Consider the following 13,145-nt stretch of genomic DNA (forward strand, 5'->3'; position numbering starts at 1 on the left):
TGTAACGTCTACTGCTTCAGAACCTTAACCGTCTGTTGGTGCGCTGAACCTGTAACCTGCAACAAATAAATACCCGCATTACCTTTAAGCGGCAGTCGTAGTTTTTCGTTGTTTGTTTTTAACAGGCTATTTATTTCGCTTACAGAACTGCCCTGTTCATTCACTACGTTAAGTCGTACCGATTGTCCCTGACCATTCCGAATTTCCACGTCCAGTTGATCATCGGTGATCGGGTTTCCAAGAACGACTACGTCAAAGCCCGTTTTCTCTCCGACTCCCTGACGACCAGCAGGATTGTTACAGGCTGACAGCCAGTTATAACTAAAGCTGGCTTCTCCCGGTGTACCCTGCTGAGTGGCTTTTAAGAGAATAATTGGGTTGTCGGTATAGAGTTGGAGCGTGTAAGGTCCCGGATCTATAGTCGGTATCTTTTCATTAACGACAGAAAACGTGATTGGCTGACCATTTACATTACTGTATTGAGGCTGGAATGTAACCGAACGAAGACCGGCACCAATCGTTGTACAGGTAAGCGTTTGGACACCTGTAATGCTGAAGGTTTCTGGATTCACCGATCCGGCCGGAAGTACCGTCAGTAAAAAGGTGGAGCTGACGGTAAGTCCAGCGGGGTCGGTAGCCGTTACAGTCACGCTGCTCACGCCACTTACACTTGGTACGCCCCCAATCTGCACCGGCGGACTGAAATTCATTCCGGCAGGTAAACCGCTCACGGTCAGCATCAGCGTATGCGGTGATTCATTATCCGTAAAGGTGTTCTGCGGAATCGTGTAGCCAAATTCCTGCCCGACCTTCGCCGTCTGATCGGTCAGCGGAATAGTCACCCGTGGGGGCGTATTGGGTTGTGGAGCTCTGCAATTGTCCAGCCAGTTGTAGGTGTAAGAAGCTTCACCCGCGCTACCTCCCTGCGTCGCTTTCAGAATGATGGTTGGATTATCATTGTAGAGCTGCAATGAATACGGCCCCGGAGCAGTGGTCGGGAACAGTTCGTTGACAATCGAGAAACTTACCGGCTGACCATTCAGACCTGCATAAACCGGCATGAAACTGATTTCGTAACGGTTGTGCGAAATCTGTGTACAGGTAAGCGGGTTCACCGCCGTGATCGCAAAAGCCCCGCTGGACGTTACCGAAGCAGGTTGTACCGTCAACGCAAACTGTGTACTGGCCGAAAGTCCGCCGGGGTCGGTCGCCGTCAGGGTGATGGTAGATGTACCCGTCTGCGATGGCGTACCCGAAATGGCGGTACCTACCAGATTCAGTCCCGCAGGTTGACCACTGATCGCCAACGTCAACGCATTGGGCGTCTGTATATCGGTGAATGTATTTCCTACGTTCAGGCTAAACGGTTGCTCCTGAATAGCTACCTGATTCGCAATTGGATTTACTACCGTTGGTGGCGTGTTGGTAGCGTTTTGTTCCACCACCGTCAACAGGAACTGAGTACTCACACTGAGCCCCTGCGGATCAGTAGCGGTCACGGTTACGCTACGTGCGCCCGCCACAGTAGGCACACCGCCAATCTGCACAGGTGGACTGAAACTCAACCCTGCTGGTAAACCACTCACGGTTAATACCAGACTGTGGGGCGATTCATTGTCCGTAAAGGTGTTTTGCGGAATCGTATAACCAAACTCCTGCCCGACTTTGGCCACCTGATCCGCCAGCGGCTGGCTGACTCTCGGTTGCGTGTTGGGCGCAGGATTTTGACAGTGTTCCAGCCAGTTATAGGTAAAAGAAGCTTCGCCGGGTGTTCCTGTCTGCTGCGCTTTGAGCACAATCGTCGGATTGTCATTATACAGTTGCAGCGTATACGGGGCCGGAGCCGTCGTGGGGAACATCTCATTCACCACCGAAATACTGACGGGTTGCCCGTTGAGGCCAGAATAGTGCGGGGTAATGCTGATAACGTACCGATTATTGGCGATTTGCTGACACGTGTTGGTCGTAACTGCCGTAATGGCAAATGGTCCGGCCGGTGGATTGCTCTCAACAACATTGACCGAAGCCTGAGCCGTACAGTTGCCCGTCGTACCCGTAACCGAGTATGGTCCGGCAGCATTTACCACGATTGACGAAGCAATCGAACCTGTGTTCCACAGATACGTAGTTGCGCCCGAAGCCGTAAGCGTAGTACTCTGACCGGAAGCAATTGTCAGTGATGGCACCGCATTGATACTCACCGAAGGCACCGAGTTATCCTGACTCACCTGAGCCGAAGTGGTAGCCGTACAACCGTTGGTTCCCGTCAATGTCACTGAATACGTATTTGCCGCCGTCACTGAAATCGAGGACGTAATAGCGCCTGTACTCCACCGATACGTTCCAGTACCCCCGGCGTTTAACGTAGCGATTGGGCTGGCACAGCTCAACGTAGCGCTCGAAGGAGTGATGTTCACCGAAGGCACCGAATTATTCTGGAAAACTTCGACTGAAGTAGTGGCCGTACAGCCGTTGGTTCCCGTCAATGTCACTGAATACGTATTTGCCGCCGTTACCGAAATCGAGGACGTAGTGGCTCCGTTGCTCCATACGACCGAACCAGTACCCACCGCGCTCAGACTCACCGACGACGTAGCACAACTCAACGTAGCACTAGAAGGGTTGATACTTACGGAAGGTACCGAACTATCCTGAGTGATCTGAACCGAGGCCGTAGCTGTACAGCCACTACCACTGGTGACTGTCACTGAGTACGTATTTGCCGCCGTTACACTAATACTTTGGGAGGTAGCCCCGTTGCTCCATAGATACGTACCACTACCCACTGCCTCTAACGTAGCAGAAGAAATGTTACAGTTTAAAACAGTCGTGGAGGCATTGATGCTCACTGAAGCGGTCGAATTATCCTTGACTACCTCAGCCGAAGTGGTGGACGTACACCCGTTGGCGCCCGTCAGCGTAACGGAATAAGTGCCGGCTACCGTGGCTGAAATCGAAGGCGTAGTAGCCCCCGTGTTCCACAGAAAGGTGCCTTGCCCAGTAGCCGATAAGCCTATGGCTGAATTAGCACAGGTCAACGTAGCACTGGGAGGATTAATGCTCACTGAGGGAGGATTAATGTCCTGATAGACCTGAGCAGTGGCTGAAGCCTTACAGCCGTTCGATCCCGTTACCGTCACTGAATACGGACCAGCAGCCGTAACGTTGATGAAGGACGTAGTTTCTCCCGTGCTCCACAAATACGGACCACTACCCACCGCATTCAGCCGCCACAAAACTGTTATACAATCCAACGTAGCACTCGTGGGATTGATGCTTATGACGGGGGGCGCAAAATCCTGGAAGACCTCGACTGAAGCGGTGGACGTACAACCGCTGGTTCCTGTCAGCGTTACCGAGTATGGCCCTGCTGCTGTTACCGAAATCGACGGCGTAGTGGCCCCCGTACTCCACAAAACCATACCATCGCCCACCGCATTTAAATTGACCGAAGTAACTGAACAAGTCAACGTAGCGGTTGGGGGATCAATGCTTACTGTGGAACCCGGATTATCCTGAAAGACTTGGGCAGTAGCGGTACTCGTACAGCCATTACTTATAGTCATCGTTAACGAGTAGGTACCTCCAGCAGTGACCGAAATGGAGGGCGACGTTTCTCCGGTGCTCCACAGATATTGCCCTTCACCCTCACTCTGTATTTCCAGAATAGCTGACGGATTAGCACAAGTCAACGTAGCACTTGAGGGGTTAATCGAAATAATAGGACTGGCATCTTCGTATTCCACCGTTACAGACGCAGATGCCGTACAACCATTGTACCCCGTAACGATCACAGAATAAATCCCCGCCTGGGTTACCGTGGCCCTATTGCCGTCACTTCCTCCAATTTGTTCCGCCCCCTCGCTAAAGACATAATTGATCTGTTCGTATGGGTAAGCGACCAGCGTCACAACTGGATTAGCGCAACTTAGTGCCATTTCTTCCTCGATTTCCAGCGAAACCTCTGGCGTGGAATTATCGATACTGACATACGTAGTAGCTGTGGCCGTACAGCCGCTGGCATTCGCGACGATAACCGTATACTCACCGGCTGCCGAAACCGAGAATATTCCCGTCGTATTCATTTGCCCATCACTCAGCGTATAACTGGTTCCGCCCGTTGCCGTTAACGAAACGGTGGGTTCACTACAGCTAATGATTGGTTCCGATGGGCTGAGGTCCGCTGTTACTACATCTATATCCACAACCGCTTCACCGGAAAAATTTGCTGGACTCGCCGACGTACTGGTTGCATCCGTTAAACCAATAATCGTATACGTAGCATCTTCAGAAGGCGTTACCGTAATGGCTGCCCCACTAACATAACCAGTAATTTCTAAAGGAGAAATTCCATTGGTGATGGTCAGATTGTAAGGGCTTGTTCCATTGGTAATTGATACGTTCAACGTAGCCGACTGGCCTGAGCAAATGGTCGAATTGCCCGCAATCGTAGCGGAGATAGAGGGAGCAACATCATCATTCAAAATGGTACCCTGCCCCTGATTATCTGTGATAACAGCGTTTGTTGCGTCCGTTAAGTTGACAAAGAAGGTTTCGTTTGTTTCAGGAGATGTATCACCCTTGACCAGCACTGTAAAGGTCCTTGTTGAACTACCCTGCGGGAAAGTCACAGTGCCCGATGCAGATGTATAATCATCTGGAGCTATGGCCGTTCCATCGGCAGTAGTGTAATTAACCGTAACACCACCCGGCGGGGCTGGTGCTGACAAACTTATGGTGAAAGTGAAATCCGTAGTACCGGCATTGCCTTCATTGAGCGATACGTCATTAATCGTCAGATTAGGAGCCGTGTCATCATTTACAATCGTGCCCTGCCCCTGACCATCCGTAACATTGGCGCCTGTTACGTTCGTTACGTTGACAAAAAATGTTTCGTTTGTTTCGGGAGACGTATCACCATTAACAAGCACCGAAAAAGCATACGTAGAGCTTCCAGCCGGAATAGTCTGACTACTCAATGATTTGGACGTATAATCACCGGGCGCTGTGGCTGTACCATCGGCAGTAGCAATGTCGAACGTAACACCACCGGGTCCGGCTGGTGCTGATAGACTCACTGTAAAGGTGTAAGTAGTGGTACCAGCATTCCCTTCATTGAGCGATACGTCATTGATGCTCAGATTTGGTTGAGGGATAACAAACTGTGGCGTTAAACTGAAATCATCAACTGCCAGGCCATCATCGTTTCCTGTAGCATCTGCATCGATCCAACGAATCCAGAACGTAGCGCCATTCGCAATAGCCTGACTGCCAATTGTGGTCGATAAGAGTATTCTGTTTGCCCCATTGTTTCCGTCTTTGGATCCAATAGTTGTCGTTGTAGGCGTTAAAAAATTAAGATCGGCGATAGGTGCCCAGTTGCCTGTGGTTAAGCTTGTAGCATCCGTACTGTATTCAAAGTTCAGCTGGTCGGTCCGGCCGACCTCCCCTGATCGCCATTGTTCGCCGGTATAGCTGATTGCAAGACTATTAATTGTAGCACCCGTATTATTCGTAAATGCTGCGCCAAACCTAGGCGTAAAAATGGCTGCCCGTAAACATCCCAGCGCCCGATCCGTGCTGGCATTTGACCCGTAGCTGTATACATCGGGAGAATTACTATTACCATCATCTACAGCATATTGCCCATTAGTTCTGTCATGAAGGCCAGCCTCGTACAGGAACCATCCCGTTATTGGAAGGGTATTAGTGGTACTGCCTGCCGTGTTTGATAACGTATTGAAATTCTGGGTATAGGCTGTACCCAAAGTTGTTAAAGACACACTTTGCCCCCTGGTTATCAGTGGAAGCAGTATGAAAAGCATTCCAGACAAAGCCCAGGAAACGCTACGTAGTAGTTTGATCATAAATGAGTAAGGAAAGATTGCGGCTAAAGTTAGTTACCAGACAGATGCCGGTTTTAGAAAACAATAAAAAATTATTATCATAGAAAAGTAACATAATGCAACTTCCTTGCCAGTTGTTTCTCGTAGTCATGTAGATGTAAAAAGGGTTGGGACACAGAGATGCACCAAGACGCACGGAGATACACAAAGATTTATATTTCTCTGTGCATCTCCGTGCGTCTTGGTGCATCTCTGTGTCCCAACCCTTTTTACCGTTTCCCTACTGCACAATCGTTCGCCCTTTTGGGTATTTGAGTTCATAACGGAACGTCAGCATGCGGTTTTCGTTGGGCTGAAGCGTCAGACGATACGTTAGCTTACCAGTTTCAGCGTTGAGATCAGCACCACCGGCGTCGGTCAGAACCACTTCAATACGGCTGTCGGTCGAAACGGGAATCTGGTCATACACAGTCAGTTCAACCGGCTCCTGGCGCGTGTTACGCAGGCTGATGCGGTACGCACGATTTTCGCGCTGGTTGCTGCCAATGGTTTTGCGGCTATTCAGGTCTTCGATCTGCTCACGTTTGGTAATGATACGTTTATCGCGGCCCAGCGACAGAGCCAACGTATCATGTGCTTCGGTCAGATTTATCTGTGACCCCCCGACAAACGTACCTTCGAAATAAATCCGGGCCGGACCGTTGAGCAGATTCAGTTTATCCCAACCAGTCAGTTGCGCCACCAGAAACGCGTCGTTATCGAGTTTGGGCGTTACCTCATACCGATACGTAGCAGGCACGGTCGCCACCTGAACATCGACAAGATGCGGGCGACCGTTGGTGAGAATCGTATACGGGATGGCAATCACAAAACTGACGTTGGTGGGTTGTTCGGTGATTTGGGTTACGGTTGCCGTATTTGCTAAATCGGCGGCTCCTCCGGCTACTGAAGCCGGTTTTGCCGCAACAACTTTTTCTTCTGCTTCTACCGCTGATTCATACGTTTTTTTGCTGTATCCTACCCTTGGCGCAGGCCGGCGTTCGTAGAAACCAACGTAATCCGTCGATAACTGTGGCTGCGAACCGGGTAGCGCCGGATTGGCCGTCGAAAGCGTCAAACGGATATTCTGCCAGTCGAAACCCGTGTTCTGATACACCTGCGCCTTGCAGGAAAGCGAAGCCGGATTTTTCGTATCACCCACCCGTACGTCGTACACCGGTGACCAACCCGCGTTGCCCACTACGTAGCTCAGATCGAGATCGATGGTGGTTCGGTTTTTGGCCGTCATGGTTACTTCAATTTCACCAACCGGGCGTTCCCGTTTAGCGTTTTGTTCCTGTACCTGTGCTTCCAGTCGTTCTACGCGTTTTTTCTGCTCGGCCATCCGCCGAGTCAGCACGAGTAATTCCTGACCAATTTTTGTGAGCCGTTCCCGGTAAAAATTGGCCATATCCGCAATCTCTTTCACCGTTGTACCCGTCGTTTTACTCCCAATCTGTTGATTAGCCAGAATCAGTTTTCGCTCCTGTTGCAGTACGTCCTCCTGCACGCCCATGCTTTCGTACATCTCCCGGTTGCTACGTAGCGAATCTTCCAGTCGCTGCAACGATGCGGGTTTTGAGGCTTTTGTCAAAAAATTAGTGCGAAACTGAACACCCTGAATAATAGCGTCGCCCTTACCCGCCACCTGAATGCTTTGCGGGTCGGTTTGGGCCGGTGCATTGTCGATAATGAGCCGTGTCGTACCAGCCTCCAACGTAGCGGTGGCGTGTGCCGACAGTTGAGCGCGTGATAAGAATACGGTAGCTTGCCGAAGTGTGGCCTGAATACGTTGTTCGTCGTTCGTATTGGGCATACTAACCTGGGCGATACCAGATTGAGCCACAAACCATAATGAAGTGATTAGCAGGAAATTTTTCATAGCAACTAGATGATTCGGCGGTATAGATTCCATAAAGACAGTAAGCGTTTAAGAAACTATTTAAACTTTTCCTGAACGGCGATTTTGTCATGCTGATGCAGGAAGCATCTTAAAATATCTTGGCTAGTTCGCTTGGAAACATTAAGATGCTTCCTGCATCAGCATGACAAAAAATCAATTTTTAATTTTCCGGAAAAGCGACGAAATAATTCATCAGCTTGTCCAACTTTGCGCTATGATTAATGCCAGTCAGCTTCGCTCCTTCACGGAGCAGATTTTTAGCGCCCTCGGCTGTTCGGATGCCGATGCGCAGTTAGCCGCTAATGTACTTGTCAGTGCCGACCTTCGCGGAGTCGATTCCCACGGTGTTGCCCGACTTCCCGGCTACGTTCGGCTGTACGACCACGGACGTATCAATCCGCAACCGCAGATCCGGGTCGTTCATGAAACTCCCTCAACCGCCGTTGTCGATGGCGATAAAGGATTGGGTTTGGTTGTGGGTCCCTGGGCAATGAAAGTAGCCATCGAAAAAGCACGTATCGCTGGAACCGGCTGGGTAGCCGTTCGTAATTCCAACCATTTTGGCATTGCCGGTTATCACGCCCTGTTGGCCACCGAACACGATATGATTGGTCAGGCCATGACTCACGCGGCACCGCTGGTAGCTCCTACGTTTTCGCTGGATAAACTATTGGGTACCAACCCGATTGCCGTAGCCATTCCAGCCGCTACCGAACCGACGTTTCTGGCCGATTTTGCCTCTACCGCCGTGGCTTACGGCAAACTCGAAATCCTGCAACGGAAAGGACAGGATATTCCGCTCGGCTGGGCGCAGAATGCCACTGGCGAGCCTACAACTGATGCCAATGCAATACGTAACGGCGGGGCGCTGCTTCCGCTCGGCACCGACCGGGAGCATGGTTCACATAAAGGTTACGGCCTGGGTGCCATCGTCGATATTTTTTCGGGCGTACTTTCGGGTGCCAACTACGGGCCGTGGGTACCTCCTTTTGCCACGGCGGGCTTCATGCAGGCTAACGAAGGAGTCGGAGCAGGCACAGGCCATTTCTTCGGAGCCATGCGTATCGACGCGTTCCGCCCCGCCGACGAATTCAAAGCGCACATGGATACCTGGATTCAGCGATTCCGGCAGGCAAAAGCCGTTGATGGCAAACAAGTTCTAATTCCCGGCGATCCCGAACGCGACATGGAAGCCGAGCGTCTGGCGAACGGAATTCCTGTAGTAGAACCCGTCATCAAAAGTCTGGAAGAATTAGGCGAGCGATTTGGGGTGAAACTGTAAATGTCTATTCTACTCAATCAGTATGAACTACAGAAAATTAGGAAAAACAGGATTTAACGTATCAGAAATCAGTTTGGGTACGTGGCAGGTTGGTGGCAAATGGGGTGAACCGTTTAGCCACACCAATGCCGATCAGATTCTGAATCAGGCCGTTGATGCGGGAATTAATTTTATCGACACGGCGGATGTGTATGGCGATGGCGAAAGCGAGAAAGCGGTCGGGCGGTTGCTACGTTCGCGCCAGGAACGTATCTACGTAGCAACCAAGTGCGGTCGACGCCTTCGCCCACATACGAACGAAACGTATCAGCCCGATGTGCTTCGCAAATTTGTGGAGGATAGCCTGCGCAACATGGAACTGGAAACGCTCGATTTGATTCAACTCCATTGCCCCCCCACCGACGTCTATTATCGTCCGGAAATTTTCGAATTATTTGACCGACTGAAAGAGGAAGGTAAAATACAGCATCTGGGCGTTAGTGTCGAGAAAGTTGAAGAAGCCCTGAAAGCTATTGAATTTCCGAACGTAACAACGGTTCAGATTATCTTCAATATGTTCCGGCAGCGACCTGCCGAACTATTCTTTACCGAGGCTAAACGTCGGGATATTGGTGTTATCGTCAGAGTTCCACTAGCCAGTGGATTGCTGACCGGTACGTATAGCCCAACTACCGAATTCTCACCCACCGACCATCGAAATTTCAACCGCGAGGGCGCTGCTTTTGACAAAGGAGAAACTTTTTCAGGCGTCGAGTACGAAACGGGGCTTGCGGCTGTCGAAGAGCTACGTAGCATTTATCCTGATGTCCAAAATTTAGCGCCCGACGCACTACGTTGGATCCTGACGTTCGATGCCGTAAGCTGCATTATTCCAGGAGCTTCAAAACCCAGCCATCTGGCGTCAAACCTAAAAGCGTTGAAACAACCCGCCCCATCGCATCAGCAGATGGCTGCCGTAAAACAGATATACGACGAACGTATCAAAAATCCAGTGCATTATCTGTGGTAGGCTTTTTTTAATGAACAATGAAGATGGGGCAATTCTTCATTAAAAAAAGACCCATTAAAAACGGGTCTTTTTAGCATACTCCATAAACAATCGCTACTTTTTACTTACTTGTTCGTGCTCGTTTGAACGTACCGTCGGACGCAAATTCCAAAATGGCTCGCTTGTTATCGGCGGTGGTTATTAGCACCAGATAATCACTGTCTTTTTTCTCCTGCACCGCTTTGTTGATCGTTGCTCCGGCGTAATTGGTGTTGATGTACGTCGTGATCGCAGCGGGCAAACCAGATACGGCTACGGTTGTCGAAATGGGGCCTTGCCCTTGTCCCGGACGGTTGTGATGCGTTGAATCGCCCCGCGCTGGTTTTGGTCGATGCGTACTATCCCCGGGCGTGTGTTTACGCTTACCCGTTGAATCACCCCGTGCATGTCCGGGTTTACGACCTGCTTCGGCTACGAACGTACCATCGGCTTTGAAAAACAATACTTTCGTTGAATCGCTTACGGTTATTGCCACTACAAAATTGCCAGCCTTATCTTTCCGGGCTTCTTTTATGGTGGCTCCGGCATAATTCGTCGTAATATACGTCGTTACGTTGGTGGGCAAGCTTGCTACGTCCACAACCGTCAGGCTATGCGGTTTCTTTGTCGAATCGCCTGATACACTGGCCGAACGGGCCGCGCCATCCACATCTGGATCTACTGCTGTTTTGTTACAGGCATTCAACCCCACAACCAATGCCAGCACACAACTGAACAAAAACACTGTTTTCATACGATCAATGAATCGGTTTTGTTAATAAATTGAAAAAGGTAAATAAACCCCGGTCCGCTACGTTAGCCGACACTATCCACCTTACGTATGCGAATTGCCAAGCGTTGCAAGCCGTTCGAAAAAGTCAGGCCGATGCACTGGCTGGCACGTAGGTCATCAAGCATAAATCATTATTTTTGCCATGTTTTATTTGCTTTAGGGTATATTTACTACGATTCTATTTGGCATTTTTCTCAGATTACGAGATAATATTTTATGAAAAAACAGAACTCCCGCCAGTCACAGTCTCAAACGCTTAACGGAATGACCCAATCGCAGGGGCAGTCTTCACATAATTTTTCGTTTACCGACTACCAGACGGAGAATTTTTTCGATGAAATGTTCGCCGGTGAGAACCAGGTTCGAACCGGTTATGTGCCTTTCCAGGAACGTATTGAACAACTCACCCGCGAAGACCTGATCGGGCGGCAGCATGCAGCCGAACGCGCTCTGATGAGTATGGGTATTACGTTCAATGTGTACGCGGAAGGGGAAGGTACTGAGCGTATTATGCCCATCGACATCATTCCGCGCGTGATTGAATCGGCTGAATGGAATCGACTTGAAGAAGGACTTATCCAACGTATCAAAGCGTTGAATATGTTTCTGGATGATGTGTATAACGAACAGCGGATTCTGAATGACAACGTAGTACCCCGTGATTTGATCGAGTCCAGTAAATCTTTTCTGCCGCCCTGCCTGGGTGTTCGGCCTCCCAAAGGAATCTGGTGTCATATTACCGGTACCGACTTGATTCGGGGTGATGACGGGCAGTTTATGGTGCTGGAAGATAACCTGCGCTGTCCATCGGGCGTGTCGTATATGCTCGAAAACCGTGAACTCATCAAGCAAACGTTCCCCGAAGTTCTGGCTCAAACAGGCGTTCGTCCCGTTTCGGATTACCCGACCCGGTTGCTTCAGATGCTTCAATACATTGCCGATCGGCCAAATCCAACCGTAGTAGTGCTGACGCCGGGTATTTATAACTCGGCTTATTTCGAGCATTCGTACCTGGCCCAGCAGATGGGTGTCGAACTGGTCGAAGCCCGCGATCTGGTGGTGTCGGGTGGATATGTGAAAATGCGTACTACGAAAGGTTTCCAGATTGTCGACGTGATTTACCGACGTATCGACGATACGTTCCTCGACCCACAGGCGTTCAATCCTGACTCGATGATTGGCATACCGGGCATTTTCGATGTGTATAAGCGGGGTCGCGTGGCGCTGGCCAATGCTCCCGGTACCGGCGTTGCTGATGACAAGGTAATTTACGCCTACGTACCACGTATCATTCAGTATTACCTGAACGAAGAGCCAATCATTCCGAACGTGCGGACGTACATCTGCCGCGAAGAGGAAGACTGCCGCTACGTTCTGGAAAACATTGAGCAACTGGTGGTAAAAGAAGCCAACGAAGCGGGTGGATACGGCATGTTGATCGGCCCGAAAGCCACGCCCGAAGAACACGAAGAGTTCCGCAAAAAAATTCAGGAGAATCCGCGCAACTACATTGCCCAGCCCACAATCTCACTGTCGCGGGTGCCCTGCCTCGTTGGCGACCATGCTGAAGGGCGGCACGTAGACCTGCGTCCGTATATCCTCTACGGGGATGGCGTCAACGTCATACCGGGTGGCCTCACGCGGGTGGCGCTACGTAAAGGATCGCTCGTCGTGAACTCCTCGCAGGGAGGGGGCGGAAAGGATACGTGGGTGTTGTACTAGAGTCGATAGTTTTTCAGTTGATAATCATCAGTTGTAGGTTCAAGGTGACACGTAGATAGGTGGATTTTAACTACCCCTATCTACGTGTCATATTCTTTTTCACACCCCGAGTCTCAGCTTAATTTCCGATCGACTGACGACTAATAACTATCGACTTATTTTCATACACTTTTCATCCGCAAAATCGTTTTAGAAGAAATCCGATATGTTTATGCGGTTCATGTATACCTTGGGGCTGTTGAGCCTGTTTCTAAGCGCCCTTCTATGGCCTTCTCGTAGCCAGGCCACCCACGTGCGGGCAGGCGAAATTACCACACGACGTATTTCTACTACCTCGCTCACCTACGAAATTACATTTACAGCTTACTACGACGAAACATCGGAAGGTCAGCAAGCCGCCAATGCCGCGACTGAATCTACTATTTGTTTTGGCGATGGTACTCAGCAGGTTGTACAACGGCAGCCGAGGAAGTACATCAACAACCGCACCTCATCCATCAACGTGTACCGGGTGGTCCATACCTATCCAGGCG

7 protein-coding genes and 1 pseudogene are annotated in these 13,145 nt (G+C 50.3%); 5 read left to right on the forward strand and 3 right to left on the reverse strand.

From position 1 onward, the window contains the following. Positions 1-8 precede the first annotated feature (8 nt). On the reverse strand, positions 9-5,867 hold the full coding sequence (locus IC229_RS25305; protein ID WP_190890176.1) for a beta strand repeat-containing protein: 5,859 nt from the start codon (positions 5,865-5,867) through the stop codon (positions 9-11). Positions 5,868-6,126: 259 nt separating this feature from the next. Next, entirely contained in the window at positions 6,127-7,767 is a 1,641-nt protein-coding gene (locus IC229_RS25310) for a DUF4139 domain-containing protein (protein WP_190890178.1), read from the reverse strand. A 235-nt stretch (positions 7,768-8,002) separates the two neighbouring features. Between IC229_RS25310 and IC229_RS25315 the strand changes: the two genes are divergently transcribed. Together IC229_RS25315 and IC229_RS25320 are read left to right on the forward strand one after the other, a co-directional pair. Further along, positions 8,003-9,070, forward strand: coding sequence for an Ldh family oxidoreductase (locus IC229_RS25315; RefSeq protein ID WP_190890179.1), 1,068 nt, complete (start codon positions 8,003-8,005; stop codon positions 9,068-9,070). A 22-nt stretch (positions 9,071-9,092) separates the two neighbouring features. Further along, on the forward strand, positions 9,093-10,079 hold the full coding sequence (locus IC229_RS25320) for an aldo/keto reductase (RefSeq protein WP_190890181.1): 987 nt from the start codon (positions 9,093-9,095) through the stop codon (positions 10,077-10,079). A gap of 100 nt (positions 10,080-10,179) precedes the next feature. Here IC229_RS25320 and IC229_RS25325 read toward each other — a convergent pair whose 3' ends face one another. Next, the gene (locus IC229_RS25325; protein WP_190890188.1) at positions 10,180-10,851 is read right to left on the reverse strand and encodes a PepSY-like domain-containing protein; all 672 of its coding nucleotides are present in this window, start codon (positions 10,849-10,851) and stop codon (positions 10,180-10,182) included. A gap of 29 nt (positions 10,852-10,880) precedes the next feature. Here IC229_RS25325 and IC229_RS35805 point away from each other — a divergent pair, with 29 nt between their 5' ends. The 3 genes and pseudogenes from IC229_RS35805 to IC229_RS25335 form a co-directional block, all read left to right on the forward strand. After that, complete coding sequence (locus IC229_RS35805; RefSeq protein WP_262893409.1) at positions 10,881-11,003, forward strand: hypothetical protein; 123 nt, start codon at positions 10,881-10,883, stop codon at positions 11,001-11,003. A 103-nt stretch (positions 11,004-11,106) separates the two neighbouring features. Next, positions 11,107-12,612 (forward strand): circularly permuted type 2 ATP-grasp protein, encoded by a 1,506-nt coding sequence (locus IC229_RS25330; protein ID WP_190890189.1) that lies wholly within the window; start codon positions 11,107-11,109, stop codon positions 12,610-12,612. Positions 12,613-12,823: 211 nt separating this feature from the next. Then, a pseudogene (locus tag IC229_RS25335) lies at positions 12,824-13,145 on the forward strand (gliding motility-associated C-terminal domain-containing protein); the annotation flags it as partial.

Source organism: Spirosoma profusum, assembly GCF_014699005.1.
GTDB lineage: Bacteria > Bacteroidota > Bacteroidia > Cytophagales > Spirosomataceae > Spirosoma > Spirosoma profusum.

What these genes read in the sequence shown, in the direction of transcription:
- IC229_RS25305 (WP_190890176.1), bottom strand. Translation starts at nt 5,867, where the DNA reads ATGATCAAACTACTACGTAGCGTTTCCTGGGCTTTGTCTGGAATGCTT.
- IC229_RS25310 (WP_190890178.1), bottom strand. Translation starts at nt 7,767, where the DNA reads ATGAAAAATTTCCTGCTAATCACTTCATTATGGTTTGTGGCTCAATCT.
- IC229_RS25315 (WP_190890179.1), top strand. Translation starts at nt 8,003, where the DNA reads ATGATTAATGCCAGTCAGCTTCGCTCCTTCACGGAGCAGATTTTTAGC.
- IC229_RS25320 (WP_190890181.1), top strand. Translation starts at nt 9,093, where the DNA reads ATGAACTACAGAAAATTAGGAAAAACAGGATTTAACGTATCAGAAATC.
- IC229_RS25325 (WP_190890188.1), bottom strand. Translation starts at nt 10,851, where the DNA reads ATGAAAACAGTGTTTTTGTTCAGTTGTGTGCTGGCATTGGTTGTGGGG.
- IC229_RS25330 (WP_190890189.1), top strand. Translation starts at nt 11,107, where the DNA reads ATGAAAAAACAGAACTCCCGCCAGTCACAGTCTCAAACGCTTAACGGA.